Origin of the sequence: Pseudolactococcus plantarum (genome assembly GCF_002441715.1) — a bacterium.
Classification (GTDB): domain Bacteria; phylum Bacillota; class Bacilli; order Lactobacillales; family Streptococcaceae; genus Pseudolactococcus; species Pseudolactococcus plantarum.
In genome coordinates, this window is sequence record NZ_JXJX01000006.1 from 89,893 (window position 1) to 111,263 (window position 21,371).

Consider the following 21,371-nt stretch of genomic DNA (forward strand, 5'->3'; position numbering starts at 1 on the left):
GATGTGTTTCATTTGGAGAGGTATTTAATAGTAGAAACTGAGTTTGTGGTATAATGGGCCTATAAGCTTTTTTATGAACGTTAGAGAGAGTTAAAATATGACAAAAATAATATTTATGGGTACACCAGCATTCTCAGTGCCAGTTTTAGATGGTCTTATCGAAGCTGGTTATGAGGTTGTTGCAGTAGTCACGCAACCCGATCGTGCAGTTGGCAGAAAAAAAGAAATAAAAATGACACCTGTCAAAGTAGCGGCACAAAGATATAGCTTGCCAGTTTATCAGCCAGAAAAAATTTCAGGATCTGATGAAATGGCAGACCTAATGCAACTTGGTGCTGATATTATCGTAACGGCTGCTTTTGGCCAATTTCTACCAGAGAAGCTGCTTAATTCAGTTACGCACGCAGTTAATGTACACGCTAGTTTGTTACCAAAGTATAGAGGCGGAGCACCCGTTCATTATGCCATCATAAATGGTGATGAACAAGCAGGCGTCACAATTATGGAGATGGTCAAACAAATGGACGCAGGTGATATGATTTCTCAAAAAGCCATTCCCATCACAGATACAGATGATGTTGGTACCATGTTTGAAAAATTGAGCATCGTTGGTCGTGATCTTTTATTAGCAACTTTACCAGATTATTTATTAGGAAAGTTACATCCGACACCTCAAGATGAAAAACTGGTGACTTTTTCTCCAAATATTACATCTGAAGAGGAGAAGATTGATTGGTCTGCCTCAGCACGTGATGTTTTTAATCAAGTTCGAGGCATGTCTCCTTGGCCAGTTGCACATACTACTTGGCAAGGCGCGAGGTTTAAGTTACATGCTGTTAGGGTAGCTGAAGGATCAGGAAAACCGGGTCAAGTCATCGATAAAACTAAAAAAAGTTTAGTGATCGCAACCCATGACGGAGCAGTTAGCTTAGTAAGCGTTCAACCTGCAGGAAAACCAAAAATGCCTATCCAAGATTTTTTAAATGGCTTAGGTAAAATGATTAATATCGGAGATCAATTTGAGTAATAATCCACGACGCGTAGCACTTTCAATTATAAATGACGTGTTAAACAATAATGCTTATGCAAATATTGCGCTTAACGAAAAAATTAAGTCTGAAAATCTGACAGAATTAGATAAAAATCTGGTGACAACGCTTGTCTATGGTACAATTTCAAAGAAATTGACACTAGATTGGTATACGAAACCATATGTTAAAAAAACTAAAAAATGGGTGAAAAATTTACTTGCTATGACGGTATATCAAATCGTCTACATGGATCGAATTCCGACATCAGCAGCAGTTGATGAGGCGGTTAAAATTGCTAAAAAGCAAGGGGATCAGAGATTATCAGGATTTGTCAACGGTGTCTTACGCAATTTTACGCGTTCGGACTTACCTTCATTTGATGAAATTTCAGATTCAACACAAAAATTATCCATCCAATATTCAATGCCAATTGAGTTGACTAAAAAGTTTATTCAAAATTTTGGATTTGACAAAACGGTTAAGATATTTAAAAGTATCGAAGAACCAAGCAAAGCAAGTTTGAGAGTTAACACGAGTTTAACAGATGTGACAACTGAGTTTAATAAGCTTGCTAAAGAGTTTGAGGTTAGCTTATCAGAAATTTCACCTACGGGTATTGTTGCGCCATCCGGTCATTTTTCAGATTTACTAGACTTTAATGATGGGTTAATTACAATTCAAGATGAATCAAGTCAGCTAGTTGCAACTGTTTTAGATGCGCAACCGTCAGATAAGATTTTAGATGCTTGTGCAGCTCCTGGAGGCAAGACTGTTCATATTGCAGAATACTTGTCAGAAAAAGGGCATATAGATGCTTTAGATCTATATGATCATAAACTACGCTTGATTCAACAAAACGCTGAACGTTTGCATCAAATAGATAAGATCAGCTTAACAAAATTGGATGCAAGAAAAGCATTCGAAACGTTTGGCCCTGATCATTTCGATAAGATATTGGTTGATGCACCTTGTTCAGGAATTGGGCTAATTCGCCGTAAACCAGATATTAGATATCGAAAAGAAATAACAGATTTTGATGCATTGCAGGAAATCCAGCTTGAGATTTTAGATAATACTTGCAAAACGCTTTTAAGTAGTGGTATCATGGTGTATAGTACATGCACTATCTTTGATGAAGAAAATTACCAAGTAATAGAAAAATTTTTGGCAAAACATCCTGAATTTGAACAAATTCCTCTGACACATGAGCGGTCAGATTTAGTCAAAAATGGTTGTATTTTTATAACGCCAGATGCTTATCAAACGGATGGTTTCTTTATTGCAAAATTACGTAAAAAATAAGAGTTAGTTTTTTTGACAGTATTGGACGTAATTTAGCCGACTGTCAACTATAGACGCACTTAACTATCAAAAGAAATTGTATGAAGTTAACACGAGTTGTTAGCTTCATAGCTTGGATGAGGACTTACATGAAGTACAGTATTTTGTCAGATGTTGGGCAAAAACGGACCAACAATCAAGATCATGCCGACACTTATGAAAATCAGCAGGGTGAGCGGATTTTTTTGCTTGCTGATGGTATGGGTGGGCATAAAGCAGGAAATGTTGCAAGTAAGCTTGCTGTCGAAGATTTAGGGAAATTATGGGAAGAGACGACTTTTACAAGTCAGACCTCTTCGGATGAGATTCAGTCTTGGTTACGGACACAAATCCGTGCTGAAAATGAAAATATTTCCAATCTTGGTAAATTAGATGATTATAAAGGTATGGGCACAACACTAGAAGCTGTTGTGATTCAAAAACATCAAATCATTTGTGCACATGTTGGTGATTCTAGAACTCAGATTATCAAAAATGGTGAATTGATTCGGATTACACGTGATCATTCATTGGTTCAAGAATTGGTGGATGCAGGTGAAATCACACCAGATGAAGCTGAAAAACATCCTAATAAAAATATTATCACGCGTTCTCTAGGACAACCGACAGAAGTTGAGGTTGATATTTTATCAGTAGAGATTGATGCAGATGATGTGATTATTATGAGTTCAGATGGGCTAACTAATATGGTTGCGCCACATGACATTATCGATATCGTTCAAAAAGATATTGAATTGTCTAGCCAAACTGAAGCACTCGTAGAGTTAGCTAATGTGCATGGTGGCTTAGATAATATTACGGTGATTTTGGTGAAATTTGATAAAGGGGACCTGTAAGATGATACAAATCGGAAAAATCTATGCAGATCGCTATCGAGTGATAAAAGAAATTGGTCGTGGTGGCATGGCCAATGTTTATTTAGCAGAAGACACTTATCTGGATAATCGTCAAATAGCGATTAAAATTCTGCGCTCAAATTTTGAAAATGATAGTTTGGCTATTGCACGCTTTCAACGCGAAGCATATGCAATGTCAGAATTGAATCATCCTAATGTCGTCAGTATTTCAGATGTAGGTGATGCAGATGATCAACAATATATTGTGATGGAGTATGTGGATGGTTTAACACTCAAACAGTATATCAATGAACATGCACCTCTATCTAATGAAGAAGCGATTCGAATCGGTGATGAAATTTTAGTTGCCATGGATTTAGCGCACAGAAGTGGCATTATTCACCGAGATTTGAAACCACAAAATATCCTGATAACAAAGGATGGCACTGCTAAAGTCACTGACTTTGGTATCGCTAAAGCCGTGTCAGAGACATCTCTAACGCAAACAAATTCGATGTTCGGCTCTGTCCACTATCTTAGTCCGGAACAGGCACGTGGTAGTAATGCAACACCTCAGAGTGATATCTATGCGATTGGTATAATTGTATATGAGATGTTGACAGGAAAGATTCCTTTTGATGGTGATAGTGCAGTGACGATCGCCTTGAAACATTTTCAAGAAGATTTACCTAGCATTATTCATCAAAATAAAAATGTGCCACAATCATTGGAAAATGTTGTGATAAAAGCAACAGCTAAAAAATTATCAGATCGCTATGCAACTGCTGCAGATATGCGAAAAGATTTAGATGAAGCTTTGAGTGACGCGCATGCACATGATCCGAAACTTTTGTTTGCTGAAGATCTAGATGCAACAAAAATTTTACCTACGATGGCTATTCCTGATAACGGTAATACTGATAAACTCGTACATAAAGTAACTAAAACACCAGATGCTGCTGGGAAAACGTCTGGGCTTGAACCTCTAGGAACAACTTCTAAAAAAAGACGATTAACTAAAGGGCTTATCATAGTTGGTGTGATTGCTGTGCTTCTAGCAGCTGCCGTTGCTGCCCTTGTTTTGACGACACCTACAGAAGTTAAAGTGCCAGATGTTAGCAAGATGACAGTATCTGAGGCTAAAGCAAAACTGGAAAGTAAAAAACTTAAAGTTGGTAAAGAAATTACAGAAATCAGTGAAATCGACAAAGACCGAGTCATTCGGACAAACCCAGAAGCAAATACAGTCAAAAAAGAAGGATCTAGTATTGATTTGTATGTGTCCAAAGGTGGTAATGTTGTCAGATTAAAAAATTATGTCGGCTGGAATATTTCTGAGGCAACTGACGATTTGGTACTGAAATATAATGTAGCTGAAAGTAGAATTAAGAAAAAACTTGTTAAGTCAGATGCTATCAGCGCAGGTAAAATCGTGAAACAAACGCCTGGTAAAGGAGAATTAATTGACTTAGATGGCTCAGGTGATATTGTGTTTGAGGTATCTGAAGGTAATGAAGTGACTATGCCTACTTATCTGCAAAATGGCTTGAGTATCAAGACGGTTGCGAACTTGAAAGCAGAGCTGCAAAATCTAGGTGTAGCTGCGTCTGATATTACAGTTGAGTATATTCCAACAACGGATCAAAGTGCAGATGGTTATGTAATTAGATCTACCCCTGCGCAAGGAGATACGTTTAATATTGGCGATAAGATCGTGTTGTCTGTCCTTCAGTTTGATGCCAATGCAGCAGATAAAGCTGCATCTGAATCAGCATCAAAATCAGCAAGTACTTCAGCAAGTGAATCAGCCTCAGCGAGTGCTTCAGCAAGTGCCTCGGCGAGTGCTTCAGCAAGTGCCTCAGCGAGTGCATCAAAGGCGTCTGATGAAGCAGCTAAGAAAAAAGAAGATGGTAGTACAAATCCATCTCCATCTCCTACCCCTCCTAAATCATAATCAGTTGACACCTACAAAAAAATCTGTATAATAGATAAAGTACCAACTGTGTCTGAGCTCTACGAAAGCCAAACGTTTAGCACGGAGACAGTAATAAAAAAGGGTTGAGCTAAACTCAATCATTAAAAGGAGAAACACATGGCAATCTCAAAAGAGAAAAAAACTGAAATCATCAAGCAATACGCACGTACTGAGGGCGATACTGGTTCACCAGAAGTACAAATCGCTGTATTGACTTGGGAAATTAACCACCTTAACGATCATATCCAAAATCATAAAAAAGACCACGCAACTTACCGTGGTTTGATGAAAAAAATTGGACACCGTCGTAATTTACTTGCTTACCTACGTCAAAAAGATATTCCACGTTACCGTGAATTAATTTCTTCACTTGGTCTTCGTCGTTAATCTATTAAGACTCTGAAAAATGTATGGGAATTTGCTTTCCATGCGTTTTTTTGTATCATCTTTGTTGGCCTATTTTAGTGCATTAGCTCATACGCAAGGTATAAATTTGCTATCAAAATATGATAAACTAGTATTAGTTGTATTTTTAAAAACAAGAAATCAAGAATTTAGGAGCAACGATGGGTAAAATCCAAATTACAAATATGCGCTTTTATACCTATAATGGCGTATTTTCTGAAGAAAAAACACTTGGTCAACAAATTTCAATAGATGTGACAGTGCATTATGATATTGAAGGCAAAGTGAAAGACGATGATTTAACGACAACAATTTCTTATGCCGATGTTTACGATATTATTCAAGAGTTTGTTACCCACCATCAATTTAATTTAATGGAGTCAGTCGCTAATGGCACCCTTGCTGTGTTATTAGAGAAGTTGCCTAAGGCTGAAAGAATTGAGTTATCAGTTAAGAAGTATTCAGTGCCTATTGCTGGTGTCTTTGATGATGTGATTATCACGGTGGAGGGAAGTCATGCCTAAGGTGTATGTGAGTATAGGCACAAATATTGGTGATAGACTAGCGAATTTACAAACGGCGATCACGCATTTGAAAGATCACTACAGTATATTAGCTATCTCAAAAGTATATGAAACACAGCCAGTTGGTGAAGTTGTTCAGGATGATTTTTATAATCTAGTTGTTGCTTTACGACTCCCAAAAACTGTTACTCCAGCCGATTTCCTGATTCAGACTCAAGCTATCGAAAAAGCAATGAAACGGGTTAAGACGGTTCATTGGGGACCGAGAACGATTGATTTAGATATTTTATTATTTGATGATGTAGAGCTCGTGACAGATACTTTGAAAATTCCTCATCCGGAGATGGCCAATCGCCTTTTTGTTTTACAGCCATTACTTGAAGTCGCACAAGTTATAGACGACCAACAAGTTATCAACACAACTACTCAGTTACTAGCTGAGACACGTGATCAAAATTGGGTTAGAGCTATTCAGCCAAGTATTAATTATTGATAATAGCGATGAGCGTTATGCAACGTACGACGTGGTTTGATTAGCGAGTGGTTGATGTGACAATAACCCCTTTTAACATTTTGTAACGCATCGCTATCAGATGATATCGCGACATCATTAGAAAGAAAATTATGACAAAAATTTCTCATGAACACAAAGAACAAATAGAAACAGGTACAAGAAATCTGTTACAAGCAATTGGCGATAATCCCAATCGTGATGGGCTACTTGAGACACCAGAGCGTGTATTCAAAGCTTATTCAGAAATATTTGCTGCAACTGGTGAAACACAATTCAACAATTATAAGTTATTTCCTACCGATCAAGAAACAGATATGGTGATTGTTGCAGATATCCCATTTTATGCCATGTGTGAACACCACTTGCTTCCCTTTTTTGGGACAGTCAGTGTTGGATATATACCTGATGGGGAAATTATTGGGTTAAGTAAAATTCCTAGATTAGTAGATTGGGCAGCACGCAGACCGAGTGTTCAGGAAAATATGACTGCCTTGATTTGCTCAGAAATGGAACGTATCACGCATCCTAAAGGCGTGGCGGTCTATATTCAGTCTAGACATATGTGTATGGAAATGCGTGGGATCAATAGACCGGGAACCTATACGACAACGAGTCTTTATAAAGGACTTCTGAAGACAGATACGTTGTTGAGACAAGAATTTATGATGAAGGTGCGTGATTAATGGGATTACCAAATCGAATTGTTTTTGCTTCTAATAATTCTGCTAAGACAGCTGATGTTGCTAAATTTTTCGACTTGTATGGGATTGCGCTGATTAATTACCGAGAATTGATTGATGAGCAGGTGTTTCCAAAAGAAACGACAGATGATCAAATAGGTAATGCTAAAAGTAAAGCCGAGTTTATACATGATTTATTGCCAGATGAATATGTACTAGGTGATGATTCTGGGATGTTTTTATCTGCGTTTCCTGATCGATTTGGCTTAGTGACTGGCCGTGAATTTAAAAGACTTAATTTTGCGTCAGTGCAGGCAGAGAATCAGTACATATTAGACTTATACCAAGCTGTTGGTGATCGTAGTGGCTATTTATCTGCTATTTTTGTTTTGATAACGCCTGAGCAACACATTCTGATTTCTCAAGGGCGTGGTGGTGTTGCAGTTTCTACAGAAGCACGAGGCGAGTTTGGTCTTGGATTAGATACTATTTTTGTAACCGAAACAGGGAAGACCATCGCCGAGTTGACCACTTTAGCACAACTCAATTATCAACATCGTGGTCGTGCAACCAAGAGTATCATTGCTAAATTACAAGGAGATCGTGTTGTTTGGGAGGCAAACGGACATGAGTTAGGGCAAGAAACTGGTATCATCTATGGCGTATTAAATGTGAGTCCGGATTCTTTTTATAACGGAGAGGCTGTTGGGACGGTAGCGCAATCTGTAGCACAGGCCACACAACAACTGGCTGATGGCGCTGATATCATAGAAGTTGGTGGTCAGTCTACAAGACCAGGCTTTTTAGAAATCACAGCAGCAGAAGAAATTGCACGTGTTGTCCCAGTGATTCAAGAGATTAAAGCCTTACATCCGTACGCAATTATTGCTGTCGATACTTATAAATATGATGTCATGGAGGCAGCGATTGCGGCTGGTGCAGATATTATAAATGATATCAATGGCTTTACAGATGATGCGCGAAAATTAGTTTTATTAGCTAAAACAACAGTTGGCTTACTAAGTATGTTTAACCCTCGTCATAAACCGATCTCCAAAGATATTTCAGCAGATATGTTGGCGTGGTTTTCTGAAAATCTGGCTTGTCTGGAAGAAGCGGGCATCAAACGTGAGCGTATTGCACTTGATCCAGGGATTGGCTACTCTAAAGATTCAGATGTACATCAGGATCTGGCGATGATGAACACAGTAGGGAACTTAACCCTTTTTGGTAGACCGATCATGACAGCTATTTCAAATAAAGGCTGGGCCAAACAGCTATTTGATTTACCCAAAGAGTCACGTGCTAATCTATCACTTGTTGCGGCAACAGAAATGTATCGTAGAGGGGCAAAAATACTACGTGTTCACGATGTTAAATCAGCTAGAGAGATGACAAGTTTTGTTGAACGATTAAAAAATTCACATTAAGCACTTTGCTTAATGTGAATTTTTATATTTTGTTACTTAAGGGTCCAGCCTCCGTCAATTTTTAGGATTTCACCATGCATGTAGCTGGCTTTTCCAGAAGCTAAAAACAAAGTAAGCTCAGCAATTTCTATAGGATCAGCCCAACGGCCTACAGGGGTTTCATTTGCAACCCACTCAGCCATTTTTCCATTATTGTCATTAAAATCTGCTTGTGTCATGCCTGTTTTTACGGCACCTGGTGCGATACCAAAAATCTGCACGCCACTTCGAGCATAGTCTAGAGCAAGTTGTTTGGTGAAGCCAGCTAAGGCGTGTTTAGCAGTGGTATAGGCGGCGCCACCGCCACCTGCGACAAAACTAGCGATCGAGCACATATTGATGATAATACCTGATTGTTTGTCAATCATCTGGGGTAAAAACTGTCGTGTGATGTTAATGACAGCAAGCAGATTGGTTTGAAAAACAGTCTCAAACTCTGTATCTGTTAACTCGAGTAAGGGTTTATAATCATCTAAGATGCCAGCAGTATTACAAATGATATCAAATGTGTGAGGGAGTGCAAAAAAAACTGAGGTTAAATCAGTCGTTAGATCTGCTTGGATAAAGCAAAAATGAGGGTGAGTCAACGAACTGGGTGCTTGTTTGTCAATCCCAACTACATGATCCCCATTTTCTAAAAATAGTTCAGTTTGTGCGCGTCCAATTCCTGAGGCACAGCCAGTGACTAATACCTGACGTTTTGCTGGTGTATTTTTCATACATAAAAGACCATTATTGGACAACTTTCCAGTCATTTGCAAGGACATCGCAAGGTGTTGGACTCCACATAGAGTATCCCTCTCCCTCTCCTGAGACATGGATTAAGAAATAAGGGGTAACATCTAATGTTTCTCCTGTTTCCAAGGTGATCGTGTGGTAGAGTTTCACGAAGTTTTCTGCGCCACCCCACCCTTGTGTCCGGACTGCTTTTCCACCGTCTTTAAGGTGTGGTAATATCTGTTCAAAATTCATAATTACATTATATCAAAATTTTGGTATAATGAAGAGACTACTAACTTATTAATTAGTGAAGTGAGATGATTATGATTAATTTATATTTATCACCGAGTTGTACCTCTTGTAGAAAAGCACGTGTGTGGTTTAATAGCTACGGTGTGCCATTCGAAGAGCATAATATATTAACACAACCGATGACAGCTGACGACTTGAAGGCTATTTTAGCTAAGACTGAGAATGGGACAGAAGATATCATCTCAACACGTAGCAAGGTTTTCCAAAAGTTAAACATTGACGTTGATGAGTTGACAATGAATCAACTCATTAACTTAATTTCGGAGCATCCAAGTTTACTGCGTAGACCGATTATTGTGGATGAAAAAAGAATGCAAATTGGCTTTAATGAAGATGAAATTAGAGCATTTTTACCACGCTCTTATAGACAAGCAGAACTTCGTGATGTGATGAGTTCAGGAGCATAAAAGATGCTAGACAATCGTAATTATCAGTATCCCTTAGATTTATCATGGACTAGCATAGAATTTGCACAAGTCATTTCTTTTTTTAATCGGGTGGAAGATTTCTATGAAACGCAAGTTTCTCGAGATGAGCTGTTAGCAGCTTATCGTGTTTTTAAAACAGTTGTCCCATCTAAGATGCAAGAAAAACAACTTGATCGAGACTTTGAAAAAGTATCTGGCTATTCAACCTATCGTGCCTTACAGGAGGCTAAAAGAAGTGAACGACAAACGATTAAATACAAAGCTTGAATTTGCAAAAACAGTCGTTAGAGATGCTGGCGCTTATTTAAAAGCACATTTAGCAGATGACTTAGAAATTTCTGAGAAAACACATTTTGATGATTTAGTAACAAATCTCGACGGTGAGGTTCAAGATGCTATTATTGCAAAGATTCAAGAAACCTTTCCAGATGATCATATTTTGGCTGAGGAAAATGATGTCAGACATGATATCAACGATGGTAATGTTTGGGTATTAGATCCTATTGATGGGACGACAAACTTTATCGTGCAAAAAGATAATTTTGCGGTGATGTTAGCCTATTATGAATCAGGTGTTGGTAAACTTGGTATTATTTTAGATGTCATGAATGACAACTTGTATTGGGGTGATGGTCAAACATCTTATAGAAATAGTACTGAACTTCAGTTGACAGCTAAACCACTAGCACAAAGTTTGATAGGTGTTAGCGCGTATATGTATCGCACAAATGCAGGTGGGTTATTTGACTTAAGTCACAAGTGTTTGGGTGTTCGGGCGATTGGTAGTGCAGGGATAGAATATACCAATATTTTAGATGGTAAGATTTGGGGTTATTTTAGTAATTTATCCCCTTGGGACTACGCAGCAGGTGCGGTATTAATAGCACCATTCGGCTATACGACTTTAAAACTAGATGGCAGTCCTCTAGATTTTCAAGGACGCCAAATGGTCATGTCAATCCCAGAGAATTACCGAATAGTATTAAGTGAAACTAAGTCAATATAAGCAAAAAGACGGAGGGTTTCCTCCATTTTTTTTTAATCAATCTGCAATTTGAACATAAAAAAAGAAATATGATATAATTTTGTAAAAGATAGAATGTGGAAGTAGAGCAATGGATAAAATAATAATCAATGGTGGTCATACACAACTAAAAGGACAAGTTGAGATTGAAGGTGCTAAAAATGCAGTGTTGCCACTTTTAGCTGCTACAATATTACCATCTGAGGGAGAGACAGTCCTACGTAATGTGCCAATTCTGAGTGATGTTTATACAATGAATGCGGTGATTAGCCACTTAAATATTCCCTTGGTATTTGATAAACAACAGAACACTGTTGTGACACAAGCTGCCGAATCAGTTGCTATTGAAGCACCTTATGAATATGTGAGTCAAATGCGTGCATCTATCGTTGTACTTGGCCCGATACTCGCTCGAAATGGTCATGCTCGTGTCTCTATGCCAGGTGGCTGTACAATAGGGTCTCGTCCAATTGATTTACACATTCGTGGGTTACAAGCAATGGGTGCTGAGATTACGCATAATGGCGGGTTCATCGAAGCAAAAGCAGACGCCTTACATGGTGCTCATTTTTACATGGATTTTCCATCAGTGGGTGCGACCCAAAATATCATGATGGCTGCTACACTAGCTAAAGGGACTATGGTTTTAGAGAATGCAGCACGGGAACCTGAAATTGTTGATTTAGCAAATTTACTGAATAAGATGGGTGCCGATGTTAAGGGTGCTGGTACGGATACGATTGTGATTAAAGGTGTTGAAAAAATGCATGGCACAACGCATCATGTCGTCCAAGATAGAATAGAAGCTGGAACCTTTATGGTAGCTGCTGCGATGACACAAGGTAATGTGTTAATTCTTGATGCGGTTCGTGAACATAATCGCCCATTGTTATCAAAACTTTCTGAGATGGGTGTTGATATTATTCAAGAAGAGGATGGGATTAGAGTGATAGGACCAGAAACGTTAAAGTCAGTTAACGTGAAGACCTTACCACACCCTGGATTCCCAACAGATATGCAAGCACAGATGACAGCAGCACAAGCTGTAGCTAATGGTGAATCTACCATGATAGAAACAGTATTTGAAAATAGGTTTCAACATCTAGAAGAAATGCGTCGTATGGGCTTATCAGCTGATATTTCTAGAAATTCTGCAAATATTCAAGGTGGCGGTCCGTTTTCAGGTGCTGAGGTTCGCTCAACAGACCTTCGTGCTAGTGCTGCCTTGATCCTACTAGGTATGGTAGCCCAAGGTACCACAACAGTAGGACATCTTGAACATTTAGATCGCGGCTATTACAAGTTCCATGAAAAACTCGCAAAACTAGGTGCTGATATCAAGCGGATTAACCCAAAGGAGTCATGTCATGTTTAAAAAAACGGTTAAGTTTCTAGGGATACGTATTTCATTAATTTTATTAGTTGCGATCTTAATGACGTTAGCAGTTATTTTAGGGTTAATGTTAGGCTATGGCGGTTTAGGCGGTGGCAATCCAGGAGATGTATTTAAACCAAGTACTTGGCATGATTTCTTTAGTAAGTTAAGTGCTAAGTGACCATCCGTATCTAAACAAGTGTTCAAATGGTAAGATACCATATCAATATTTGATTTTTTGACATTATTATGCTAAAATGAACAAGTTGAACTGAAGTTTATCTTTAAGTTTCAAAGTGATATTACCATAAAGGTAAGCTCAAATAGATTATAATTTAGGAGAAATACAAATGACTGCAAGTTTTGAAAAAACTGGTGTAAATAATGGTACTTTAACATTTACGATTGGCCAAGAGTTAATCACTAAAGGTCTTAATGTTGCTTTTGATAAAGTTAAAAAGAATCTTAACGTACCTGGATTCCGTAAAGGTAAAGTGTCACGTACTGTTTTCAATAAAATGTACGGTGAAGAAGCACTTTATGAAGAAGCTTTGAACGCTGTTTTACCAGAAAGTTACGAAGCTGCTGTTGTTGAAGCCGGCATTGATCCAGTTGCACAACCAAAAATTGATATCAAATCAATGAATAAAGGTGAAGATTGGGAAATTACAGCAGAAGTTGTTGTAAAACCTGAAGTTAAACTTGGTGAGTATAAAAATCTTGAAGTTTCAGTAGATGTGACTAAAGAAGTTACTGATGCCGATGTTGATGCTAAAATTGAAGCAGCACAAAAAAATCTTGCTGAATTAGTTATCAAAGAAGATGCAGCTGCTAACGGCGATACTGTTGTGATTGACTTTGAAGGTAAAGTTGATGGCGTTGCTTTTGACGGCGGAACTGCTGAAAACCATAGCTTAGAACTTGGTTCAGGATCATTTATTCCAGGATATGAAGAGCAATTAGTTGGTCATAAAGCTGGCGAAACTGTTGAAGTAAACGTAACATTCCCTGAAGATTATCAAGCTGAAGATTTAGCTGGGAAAGCTGCTGTCTTTACAACAACTATCCACGAAGTTAAAGCAAAAGAAGTTCCTGAAATCGATGATGAATTAGCAAAAGATATCGATGAAGAAGTGTCTACTTTAGCTGAGCTTAAAGAAAAATATAAAGCACAATTAACTGAAGAAAAAGAAACACAATACACTGATGCAGTTGATACTGCTGCTATTGAAACTGCAGTGGCTAATGCAGAAATCGTTGAATTGCCAAGCGAAATGGTACATGATGAAGTACATCGTGCAATGAATGAATTCCTTGGCAACATGCAACAACAAGGTATTTCTGCTGACATGTATTACCAATTAACAGGTACATCTGAAGACCAACTTCATGCACAATTTGAAGGTGATGCTGACAAACGTGTTCGTACAAACTTAGTTATCGAAGCTGTAGCAGCTGCTGAAAACTTTGAAACAACTCAAGATGAAATCGATATTGAGATTTCTGAATTAGCTGAAAACTATAACATGCCTAAAGAAGAAGTTAGCAAACTTTTACCAGCTGACATGCTTAAACATGATATCGCAGCTAAAAAAGCAGTTGAAATCATCACATCAACTGCAGTCGTTAAATAATTGTATTGAGAAAACAATTTCGAAAGAAGTTGTTTTTTTATGCTCATGTTGATCAGATAACGACAATCAGTGACATGTAAAGCATAATAAAAAAAGCCGGATTAACGAATCGTAATCTGGCTTTTTTTGATGGTGTTAAGGTGAGTTATTGTCTCATTTGATTGTTTTTTTCAACTGTTGCTGTAATCGCATCAATAACTGTTGCCACAAAATTATGTTGTTCTAGGCTAACAACTCCTGCAACAGTAGTCCCCCCGGGACTAGAGACGTTATCGACGAGCGTCCAAGGGTTTTCTCCAGATTTAAGTACCATCTCAGCACTTGCCAAAACAGTTTCAGAAACGATTTTTGTGCTAACATCTTTAGGCATACCATGCAGCACACCAGCACGACTCATCGCATCGATAAACATGTAAATATAGGCAGGGGAACTACCTGCTAATGCAGTAAAAGTACCAAAATCTTTTTCAGCAATCTCATGTACACTGCCAACACGTTCAAATATTGACACAACAGTGGCAAAAGTATCATCAGAAACATTTTCGTTTCTAGTGATGCCCGTAGTTGCTTTTTGAATGGTTGCATTAATATTAGGCATGACTCTAATAAGTGGTTGTGTAGGGGATGTCAACTCTGCTAAATCAGACAATGTCATCCCTGCTGCAATAGATACTATTGGTTTATCTATCTTGTGTTGTGTTAAAACACTTGGGATGATATGAGGTTTAACAGCAAGCACAATGATATCACTGCTTTGGATTAAGTCATTGTGACTTGCTGCTGCTGTGACGTTTAGTGCTTGTGCGTGTTTTTGTGTTGAATGAGCAGAGCTAGCTGATAGTTGAATTTGGCATTGTTTTTTATCCAATCCATTAATGATAGCTGATGCCATTTTTCCTGCACCGATAAAACCGATAGTAATCATGGGGTACTCCTATTTATATAAGTCTGATGGTCGTGTTGAGCTGATGGATTCAACAAGCCCTTGTTACTGACTAATAATGTCATCATTAGTCAGTTAGTAATTTGAAAACTAGTTGATTTTGTTTCACATCTATCATTCTACCATAACCTTAGCTATTTGAGAAAATCCTAATCCGTAATGGAGATGAAACGATTGCGTTTTAGAAGTGTCTCTTTTTTTAGATGCTAAATGAGAACCATAGTGAATGCGACAGTCAACCAAACGGTATTATATAAGACAAAGCAAGAGATTACTGGTATAATAGAGGGGATAAAATTTTATTATAAATAAGTTATAAAATTGAAATAGGGTACGTTAAGTAAAAAAGGAGCCGTAATGGATAAATATGCAATTATTTTAGCAGCTGGTAAAGGGACACGTATGAAGTCTGAATTACCAAAAGTGCTACATCAAGTATCGGGGAAAGCGATGATCAGTCACGTATTGTCAGCGACGCAAGCGATTAATCCAGAAAAAACGCTTGTTATCGTGGGACATGGTGCCAAAGAAGTGCTCAGTATCCTGCCAGAGGATATTTCGTATGTTAAACAAGAAGAGCAACTGGGAACAGGTCATGCTGTCAAAATTGCTGAATCACTACTAAAAGATTTGACAGGGACTACGCTTATCATAGCTGGAGATACGCCTTTGATTAAATCTGAAACTTTAGCTGAATTAGTTGATTTTCACCAATCAGAAAAAGCTACAGCAACAATCCTGACAGCTATCGCTGAAGATCCAACAGGCTATGGCCGTATCATTCGTGAAGATGGACAAGTCTCTAAAATCGTTGAACAAAAAGATGCAAATGATTTTGAAAAATCTGTTCAAGAGATTAATACAGGGACTTATGTATTTGATAATCAAGCATTATTTGATGCGTTGTCAGATATTACAACTGACAATGCGCAAGGTGAGTATTACTTGACTGATGTCATTGAAATTATGAAAGAAAACGACGCAAAAGTTGGCGCCTTTGTCTTAGATGACTTTGAAGAATCGATTGGTGTCAATGATCGTATTGCCTTATCTCAAGCTGAAAAAATCATGCGTCACCGTATTAATCACCAACATATGGTGAATGGTGTGACATTAATTGATCCAGAGACAACCTATATTGATGCTAGTGTTCAAATAGGGTCTGATACAATCATTGAGCCAAACGTTGTCATCACAGGAACGACTGTTATAGGAAAAGACGTCTATATCACATCAGGCAGCCGTATCGAAGATTCGATACTTGATGATCACACGCAAGTCCGTAATTCTACAGTTGAGTATGCTACTTTAAAAGAAGGTGCAAATGTTGGCCCTTATGCACATCTAAGACCAAGTACTGTGCTTCATGAAAATGTCCATATCGGTAACTTTGTGGAAGTTAAAGCATCTTCATTAGGCGTTGGTACAAAAGCAGGTCATTTGACATATATCGGGAATGCGACAGTAGGTGACGGCGTTAATTTTGGTGCTGGATCGATTACAGTCAACTATGACGGTAAAAACAAATTCAATACTGAAATCGAAGACTATGCTTTCATTGGTAGTAATTCAACCTTGATCGCACCGTTGTCAATTGGTAAAAATGCAGTGACAACTGCTGGGTCAGTTATCACATCGGATGTATTTGAGGCGGACGTAGCCTTTGGTCGGGCAAGACAAACAAATAAGACTGGACGTGCTAAGCACTTGCCAAGTTATCACGTAGACTAAAAATCTGCAAGATGAATGAAATGAGAGACGGAAGTAGCGATGAAGTTTGAAGATTTTGAAGAAAAGACACTATGTCGACAAGATATCTTTAAAGGTCAGGTGATTGATGTAAAATGTGATACTGTTACACTGCCTAATAACTCAGGTACCGCCAAAAGAGAACTTGTTTTTCATAATGGGGGTGTCGCAGTACTTGCAATTACTAATGACAATAAGATGATTCTTGTGAAACAATTTCGTAAGGCACTCGAAAAGGTGATTTATGAAATTCCTGCTGGAAAGTTGGAAAAAGGAGAGGATGTAGATCCTCAAGCTGCGATGAGTCGAGAACTTGAAGAAGAAACAGGTATGTCAGCAGCGAAGATTCGAAAACTTAGCGCTTTTTATACTGCACCAGGATTCTGTAATGAATTGTTGCATCTATACAAAGCTGAGGAATTGACAAAGCTTGACAATCCTCGCGCACAAGATGATGATGAAAATATAGAACTTTGTGAAGTCACATTAGCGCAAGCAAAAGCGATGGTTAAATCCGGTGAGATATCAGATGCGAAAACAATCATTGCGATTCAGTATTGGGAGCTTGAAACATATGACTAAACCGTTATTGACTGATGAGATTATTAAGGTCGCTAAACAAAATAAACAACGACTGGAACAAGAGTTCGAGAGAGCTAAGCAAGATGATACGCAACTGATCAAAAAGTTTTCATCTGAGAAAACAAAATTAGCAAAAAATCAAGTTTATAAAAGTCGTCGTATTGAAACGCAAAAGCGAGAAGAGCGCGGCAAAAAAATTACACGATCAATTGTTATCTTGGGTATTTTATTGATCATTGTGATTATTATTGTATTTAAGTTTTAACAATAGATAGCATTTTAAAAACATAATAGTTTAGTATAAGAGATGAGGCATTAGCATGAAAATAGGCATTATTGCAGCGATGGATGAGGAATTAAAAATATTAACCCAAAACCTAGAGTCGATGACAAAATCGAGCCATCATGGCGTGATTTTCTATGCAGGAACGATTGGCCGTCATGATGTGGTATTAGTTAAATCAGGTATTGGTAAAGTGATGAGTGCGATTGCCGTGACTTTACTAGTAGAAATTTTTGATGTTGACGGGATCATTAATTCTGGTTCAGCTGGCGGTGTCGGTGAAGGTTTAGCAGTGGGTGATGTGGTTATTGCTGATCGCTTAGCTTATCATGATGTCGATGTGACAGCGTTTGGCTATGCCTTTGGTCAGATGGCAGGTCAAGAGTTGTATTATCATAGTAGTAAGTATTTTGTATCAGAACTTAAAAAAGCTGATAAAACAGCTAAAACAGGGCTAGTCACTTCGTCTGATTCATTTATCGCATCAAAATCGCGTCAACTTGAGATCAAAACACATTTTCCTGATGTATTGGCTGTAGAGATGGAAGGGGCATCGATTGCACAAGCTGCTACAGCTTTGAACAAACCCTTTGTTGTGGTTAGAAGTATTTCAGATACTGCAGATGGCCAAGCGGCGGATAGTTTTGATGATTTCATTATTCAAGCAGGAGAGAAATCTGCAACAACATTGATCAAGCTATTAGAAGTGATGGTATGAGATGGGTGATAATTTAGTATTACATACAGATTTGTATCAGATAAACATGATGCAAGTCTATTTTGAGAAAGGGATTTCTGAAAAACGTGCTGTATTTGAGGTGTATTTTCGAGAAATGCCTTTCAAAAATGGCTATGCTGTTTTTGCTGGTCTCGAACGCGTTGTCAGCTACTTAAAAGACTTACATTTTGATGAAGCGGCTATTGCGTATTTAAGAGAACTTGGTTATCCAGAAGCGTTTCTAACTTACTTATCAGCTATGCGCTTTACTTGCGATGTCAAATCTGTTAAAGAAGGTGATTTAGTATTTGCCAATGAACCGATTATGCAAATTGAGGGACCACTAGCACAATGCCAGTTAGTTGAAACAGCAATCCTGAATATCGTCAATTTTCAAACGCTTATTGCGACAAAAGCAGCGAGAATTAAGTCTGTTATCGGAGATGCCCCTTTACTTGAATTTGGGACTAGACGTGCACAAGAAATGGACGCTGCGATTTGGGGGACACGTGCTGCCGTTATTGGTGGGGCCGATGCAACGTCAAATGTTCGAGCAGGTCAGTTATTTGGCATCCCGGTTTCAGGCACTCATGCCCATGCCCTAGTACAAGCTTATGGTAATGACTATGATGCGTTTATGGCGTATGCGACGACACATCGAGATTGCGTATTTTTGGTGGACACCTATGATACGTTAAAAATCGGTGTACCTGCTGCGATTAAAGTGGCACAGGAAATGGGAGATAAGATTAATTTTTTAGGTGTTCGGATTGATTCGGGCGATATGGCTTATATATCTAAAAAGGTACGAGAACAACTAGATGAAGCAGGGTTTACGTCAGCTAAAATTTATGCGTCAAATGATCTTGATGAAAATACCATCCTCAACTTAAAAATGCAAAAAGCTAAAATCGATGTATGGGGTGTCGGTACCAAACTGATTACTGCTTATGATCAACCTGCTTTAGGTGCCGTTTATAAGATTGTCTCTATAGAAAAAGAAAACGGTGAGATGCGAGATACCATCAAACTGTCAAATAACGCCGAGAAAGTTTCTACTCCGGGTAAAAAGCAAGTCTGGCGAATCAGGAGCTTGGATAAAAACAAATCTGAAGGAGACTATATTACTTTTTCAGATGTCGATCCAAACGATTTATCAGAACTTGTCATGTTTCATCCGACCTACACGTATATCAATAAAAAGTTGACTAATTTTACGGCACGTCCACTTTTAGTACCGATTTTTGAAAAAGGTAACTTAGTTTATGACTTACCTGATTTGGTAGCCATAAAAGCCTACTTCAACGAAAAGTTAGATGATTTGTGGGAAGAATATAAACGTGATTTAAATCCTCAGGATTATCCGGTTGATTTAGCACAAGATGTATGGGATCATAAAATGAAATTAATAGATGAAGTGAGAAAGGATGTCTATAAATGAGTTTACAAGAAGAAATTATTTCAGAGTTAGGCGTTAAGTCAGAGATATCCGCAGCCCAAGAGGTAACACGTTCAGTTGACTTTTTGAAAGATTACTTAAAACGTCATCCTTTCCTAAAAACGTTAGTTTTAGGTATTTCTGGTGGTCAAGATTCAAGCTTAGCAGGGCGCTTAGCACAATTAGCAGTCGAAGCATTACGTGCTGAAACTGGCGATGCGTCTTATCAATTTATCGCTATTCGACTACCTTATGGCGTACAACAGGATGAAGCTGATGCACAGCGCGCACTTGAATTTATCAAACCAGATCAAAGTTTGACAGTAAACATTAAAGCAGCAGTAGATGGTGAGGTTGCGGCTTTAGCAGCAGCTGGTGTTGACATTTCTGATTTTAACAAAGGAAATATCAAAGCACGTCAACGTATGATTACACAGTATGCAATCGCTGGTGCCAATGCTGGTGCAGTGATTGGTACCGATCATGCTGCTGAAAATATCACTGGGTTCTTTACTAAGTTTGGTGATGGTGGCGCTGATATCTTACCACTTTTTAGACTTAACAAACGTCAAGGTAAAGCATTGCTTGCTTATTTATCAGCAGATGCTGCAATTTATGAAAAAATACCAACTGCCGATTTAGAAGATGGTAAACCAGGTTTGGCTGATGAGGTAGCCCTTGGTGTCACTTATGATGAGATTGATGATTATTTAGAGGGTAAAAAAGTAAGTGAGCAAGCGCAATCTGTCATTGAAAATTGGTGGGTAAAAACGCAACACAAACGCCACTTGCCAATCACTGTTTTTGATGACTTTTGGCGCGCATGAAAATAGGTATTTTAGGTGGCAATTTTAATCCTGTTCACAATGCACACCTGTTTATTGCAGATCAAGTACAACAAAGATTAGGACTAGATGAGGTTCAGTTGCTACCTGAAAACGAACCACCTCATGTAGATGCTAAGGAGACGATAGCAGCGCACCATCGTGTTAACATGCTAACTTTAGCACTTGCTAACTATCCAAACTTAACCATTAATCTATCGGAAATTGAACGTGGTGGAAAATCTTTCACGTTCGATACAATGACACAGCTCACAACCCAACACCCAGAAAATGAGTATTTTTTCATCATCGGTGGAGATATGGTTGATTATTTGGAAAAATGGTACAAAATTGATGCGTTGATGAATCTAGTCACATTTGTTGCTGTAAGACGTGACCAATCGTCTGAATTAAAGACGAGCTATCCAGTTCAGATAGTTGATCTGCCGATTTTGTCTACATCATCAAGCTATATTCGTGACTGTATCGCAACAGATATAGCCCCAAACTTTTTGCTACCTGCCGAAGTACTTGCTTATATTAATCAACATGGCATTTACCAGTAA

At 38.3% G+C, this 21,371-nt stretch carries 25 protein-coding genes; 22 read left to right on the top strand and 3 right to left on the bottom strand.

The annotated features are described in order from the left end of the window. Positions 1-97: 97 nt before the first annotated feature. The 9 genes from fmt (at position 98) to folP (ending at position 8,736) form a co-directional block, all read left to right on the top strand. The gene (gene fmt / locus RU87_RS04935; RefSeq protein WP_068161847.1) at positions 98-1,027 is read left to right on the top strand and encodes a methionyl-tRNA formyltransferase; all 930 of its coding nucleotides are present in this window, start codon (positions 98-100) and stop codon (positions 1,025-1,027) included. Next, entirely contained in the window at positions 1,020-2,333 is a 1,314-nt protein-coding gene (gene rsmB / locus RU87_RS04940; protein WP_068161849.1) for a 16S rRNA (cytosine(967)-C(5))-methyltransferase RsmB, read from the top strand. The genes fmt and rsmB overlap by 8 nt, the downstream gene beginning before the upstream one ends. Before the next feature lie 128 nt (positions 2,334-2,461). After that, a complete protein-coding gene (locus RU87_RS04945) occupies positions 2,462-3,208 on the top strand; it encodes a Stp1/IreP family PP2C-type Ser/Thr phosphatase (RefSeq protein ID WP_068161851.1) in 747 nt (248 codons plus the stop codon). A 1-nt stretch (position 3,209) separates the two neighbouring features. Continuing rightward, positions 3,210-5,162 (top strand): Stk1 family PASTA domain-containing Ser/Thr kinase, encoded by a 1,953-nt coding sequence (gene pknB, locus RU87_RS04950; protein ID WP_068161856.1) that lies wholly within the window; start codon positions 3,210-3,212, stop codon positions 5,160-5,162. A 138-nt stretch (positions 5,163-5,300) separates the two neighbouring features. Next, positions 5,301-5,570, top strand: a complete 270-nt coding sequence (rpsO, locus tag RU87_RS04955; RefSeq protein WP_061774191.1) for a 30S ribosomal protein S15 — start codon at positions 5,301-5,303, stop codon at positions 5,568-5,570. A 179-nt stretch (positions 5,571-5,749) separates the two neighbouring features. After that, positions 5,750-6,112 carry a dihydroneopterin aldolase gene (gene folB, locus RU87_RS04960; protein WP_068161858.1) on the top strand — a complete coding sequence of 121 codons (363 nt, stop codon included), beginning with the start codon at positions 5,750-5,752 and terminating at the stop codon, positions 6,110-6,112. After that, positions 6,105-6,605, top strand: a complete 501-nt coding sequence (gene folK, locus RU87_RS04965; RefSeq protein ID WP_068161860.1) for a 2-amino-4-hydroxy-6-hydroxymethyldihydropteridine diphosphokinase — start codon at positions 6,105-6,107, stop codon at positions 6,603-6,605. The genes folB and folK overlap by 8 nt, the downstream gene beginning before the upstream one ends. A gap of 131 nt (positions 6,606-6,736) precedes the next feature. After that, positions 6,737-7,309, top strand: a complete 573-nt coding sequence (gene folE, locus RU87_RS04970; RefSeq protein ID WP_068161863.1) for a GTP cyclohydrolase I FolE — start codon at positions 6,737-6,739, stop codon at positions 7,307-7,309. Further along, entirely contained in the window at positions 7,309-8,736 is a 1,428-nt protein-coding gene (folP, locus tag RU87_RS04975; RefSeq protein ID WP_082782152.1) for a dihydropteroate synthase, read from the top strand. The genes folE and folP overlap by 1 nt, the downstream gene beginning before the upstream one ends. A 32-nt stretch (positions 8,737-8,768) precedes the next feature. Here the strand turns inward: folP and RU87_RS04980 are convergent, their stop codons facing one another. Both RU87_RS04980 and RU87_RS04985 read right to left on the bottom strand, forming a co-directional pair. Further along, positions 8,769-9,494, bottom strand: a complete 726-nt coding sequence (locus tag RU87_RS04980) for a 3-oxoacyl-ACP reductase (RefSeq protein ID WP_068161866.1) — start codon at positions 9,492-9,494, stop codon at positions 8,769-8,771. Between the two features lie 13 nt (positions 9,495-9,507). Continuing rightward, positions 9,508-9,747 (bottom strand): DUF2829 domain-containing protein, encoded by a 240-nt coding sequence (locus tag RU87_RS04985; protein ID WP_068161869.1) that lies wholly within the window; start codon positions 9,745-9,747, stop codon positions 9,508-9,510. 71 nt (positions 9,748-9,818) lie between these two features. Here RU87_RS04985 and spx point away from each other — a divergent pair, with 71 nt between their 5' ends. From spx to tig, 6 genes are all read left to right on the top strand, one after another. Beyond that, on the top strand, positions 9,819-10,214 hold the full coding sequence (spx, locus tag RU87_RS04990; RefSeq protein ID WP_068162030.1) for a transcriptional regulator Spx: 396 nt from the start codon (positions 9,819-9,821) through the stop codon (positions 10,212-10,214). A gap of 3 nt (positions 10,215-10,217) precedes the next feature. Then, positions 10,218-10,502 carry a UPF0223 family protein gene (locus tag RU87_RS04995; RefSeq protein WP_068161872.1) on the top strand — a complete coding sequence of 95 codons (285 nt, stop codon included), beginning with the start codon at positions 10,218-10,220 and terminating at the stop codon, positions 10,500-10,502. Beyond that, positions 10,471-11,241 (top strand): inositol monophosphatase family protein, encoded by a 771-nt coding sequence (locus RU87_RS05000; RefSeq protein WP_068161875.1) that lies wholly within the window; start codon positions 10,471-10,473, stop codon positions 11,239-11,241. The genes RU87_RS04995 and RU87_RS05000 overlap by 32 nt, the downstream gene beginning before the upstream one ends. A 109-nt stretch (positions 11,242-11,350) precedes the next feature. Further along, the gene (gene murA / locus RU87_RS05005; RefSeq protein WP_068161878.1) at positions 11,351-12,634 is read left to right on the top strand and encodes a UDP-N-acetylglucosamine 1-carboxyvinyltransferase; all 1,284 of its coding nucleotides are present in this window, start codon (positions 11,351-11,353) and stop codon (positions 12,632-12,634) included. Next, positions 12,627-12,815 (top strand): DNA-directed RNA polymerase subunit beta, encoded by a 189-nt coding sequence (locus RU87_RS05010; RefSeq protein ID WP_068161883.1) that lies wholly within the window; start codon positions 12,627-12,629, stop codon positions 12,813-12,815. Before murA ends, RU87_RS05010 begins: the two co-directional genes overlap by 8 nt. 169 nt (positions 12,816-12,984) lie before the next feature. Continuing rightward, entirely contained in the window at positions 12,985-14,268 is a 1,284-nt protein-coding gene (gene tig, locus RU87_RS05015) for a trigger factor (RefSeq protein ID WP_068161885.1), read from the top strand. Between the two features lie 145 nt (positions 14,269-14,413). Here the strand turns inward: tig and proC are convergent, their stop codons facing one another. After that, entirely contained in the window at positions 14,414-15,193 is a 780-nt protein-coding gene (proC, locus tag RU87_RS05020; protein ID WP_068161887.1) for a pyrroline-5-carboxylate reductase, read from the bottom strand. A gap of 375 nt (positions 15,194-15,568) precedes the next feature. Between proC and glmU the strand changes: the two genes are divergently transcribed. Genes glmU through RU87_RS05055 form a run of 7 tightly spaced genes read left to right on the top strand, consistent with a single transcriptional unit; the run spans position 15,569 to position 21,371 of the window. Next, positions 15,569-16,942: a bifunctional UDP-N-acetylglucosamine diphosphorylase/glucosamine-1-phosphate N-acetyltransferase GlmU gene (gene glmU, locus RU87_RS05025; protein WP_068161889.1), complete on the top strand. Its 1,374-nt coding sequence runs from the start codon at positions 15,569-15,571 to the stop codon at positions 16,940-16,942. Positions 16,943-16,981: 39 nt separating this feature from the next. Continuing rightward, positions 16,982-17,542, top strand: coding sequence for an NUDIX hydrolase (locus tag RU87_RS05030; protein WP_068161892.1), 561 nt, complete (start codon positions 16,982-16,984; stop codon positions 17,540-17,542). Further along, a complete protein-coding gene (gene macP, locus RU87_RS05035; RefSeq protein WP_068161895.1) occupies positions 17,535-17,807 on the top strand; it encodes a cell wall synthase accessory phosphoprotein MacP in 273 nt (90 codons plus the stop codon). Before RU87_RS05030 ends, macP begins: the two co-directional genes overlap by 8 nt. A 55-nt stretch (positions 17,808-17,862) precedes the next feature. Then, positions 17,863-18,543: a 5'-methylthioadenosine/adenosylhomocysteine nucleosidase gene (locus RU87_RS05040; protein ID WP_068161899.1), complete on the top strand. Its 681-nt coding sequence runs from the start codon at positions 17,863-17,865 to the stop codon at positions 18,541-18,543. Between the two features lies 1 nt (position 18,544). Next, a complete protein-coding gene (locus RU87_RS05045) occupies positions 18,545-19,984 on the top strand; it encodes a nicotinate phosphoribosyltransferase (protein ID WP_068161902.1) in 1,440 nt (479 codons plus the stop codon). Continuing rightward, positions 19,981-20,808, top strand: coding sequence for an NAD(+) synthase (nadE, locus tag RU87_RS05050; protein ID WP_068161904.1), 828 nt, complete (start codon positions 19,981-19,983; stop codon positions 20,806-20,808). Before RU87_RS05045 ends, nadE begins: the two co-directional genes overlap by 4 nt. Next, positions 20,805-21,371 (top strand): nicotinate-nucleotide adenylyltransferase, encoded by a 567-nt coding sequence (locus RU87_RS05055; RefSeq protein WP_068161907.1) that lies wholly within the window; start codon positions 20,805-20,807, stop codon positions 21,369-21,371. Before nadE ends, RU87_RS05055 begins: the two co-directional genes overlap by 4 nt.

Bases quoted from the DNA above. Each gene is read 5' to 3' on its own strand.
- folB (WP_068161858.1), top strand. From the start codon at position 5,750: ATGGGTAAAATCCAAATTACAAATATGCGCTTTTATACCTATAATGGC.
- RU87_RS04980 (WP_068161866.1), bottom strand. From the start codon at position 9,494: ATGAAAAATACACCAGCAAAACGTCAGGTATTAGTCACTGGCTGTGCC.
- spx (WP_068162030.1), top strand. From the start codon at position 9,819: ATGATTAATTTATATTTATCACCGAGTTGTACCTCTTGTAGAAAAGCA.
- proC (WP_068161887.1), bottom strand. From the start codon at position 15,193: ATGATTACTATCGGTTTTATCGGTGCAGGAAAAATGGCATCAGCTATC.
- rpsO (WP_061774191.1), top strand. From the start codon at position 5,301: ATGGCAATCTCAAAAGAGAAAAAAACTGAAATCATCAAGCAATACGCA.
- folP (WP_082782152.1), top strand. From the start codon at position 7,309: ATGGGATTACCAAATCGAATTGTTTTTGCTTCTAATAATTCTGCTAAG.
- RU87_RS04985 (WP_068161869.1), bottom strand. From the start codon at position 9,747: ATGAATTTTGAACAGATATTACCACACCTTAAAGACGGTGGAAAAGCA.
- fmt (WP_068161847.1), top strand. From the start codon at position 98: ATGACAAAAATAATATTTATGGGTACACCAGCATTCTCAGTGCCAGTT.
- RU87_RS05040 (WP_068161899.1), top strand. From the start codon at position 17,863: ATGAAAATAGGCATTATTGCAGCGATGGATGAGGAATTAAAAATATTA.
- RU87_RS05055 (WP_068161907.1), top strand. From the start codon at position 20,805: ATGAAAATAGGTATTTTAGGTGGCAATTTTAATCCTGTTCACAATGCA.
- murA (WP_068161878.1), top strand. From the start codon at position 11,351: ATGGATAAAATAATAATCAATGGTGGTCATACACAACTAAAAGGACAA.
- RU87_RS04945 (WP_068161851.1), top strand. From the start codon at position 2,462: ATGAAGTACAGTATTTTGTCAGATGTTGGGCAAAAACGGACCAACAAT.
- RU87_RS05030 (WP_068161892.1), top strand. From the start codon at position 16,982: ATGAAGTTTGAAGATTTTGAAGAAAAGACACTATGTCGACAAGATATC.
- RU87_RS05045 (WP_068161902.1), top strand. From the start codon at position 18,545: ATGGGTGATAATTTAGTATTACATACAGATTTGTATCAGATAAACATG.
- RU87_RS04995 (WP_068161872.1), top strand. From the start codon at position 10,218: ATGCTAGACAATCGTAATTATCAGTATCCCTTAGATTTATCATGGACT.
- tig (WP_068161885.1), top strand. From the start codon at position 12,985: ATGACTGCAAGTTTTGAAAAAACTGGTGTAAATAATGGTACTTTAACA.
- nadE (WP_068161904.1), top strand. From the start codon at position 19,981: ATGAGTTTACAAGAAGAAATTATTTCAGAGTTAGGCGTTAAGTCAGAG.
- folE (WP_068161863.1), top strand. From the start codon at position 6,737: ATGACAAAAATTTCTCATGAACACAAAGAACAAATAGAAACAGGTACA.
- RU87_RS05010 (WP_068161883.1), top strand. From the start codon at position 12,627: ATGTTTAAAAAAACGGTTAAGTTTCTAGGGATACGTATTTCATTAATT.
- folK (WP_068161860.1), top strand. From the start codon at position 6,105: ATGCCTAAGGTGTATGTGAGTATAGGCACAAATATTGGTGATAGACTA.
- glmU (WP_068161889.1), top strand. From the start codon at position 15,569: ATGGATAAATATGCAATTATTTTAGCAGCTGGTAAAGGGACACGTATG.
- macP (WP_068161895.1), top strand. From the start codon at position 17,535: ATGACTAAACCGTTATTGACTGATGAGATTATTAAGGTCGCTAAACAA.
- pknB (WP_068161856.1), top strand. From the start codon at position 3,210: ATGATACAAATCGGAAAAATCTATGCAGATCGCTATCGAGTGATAAAA.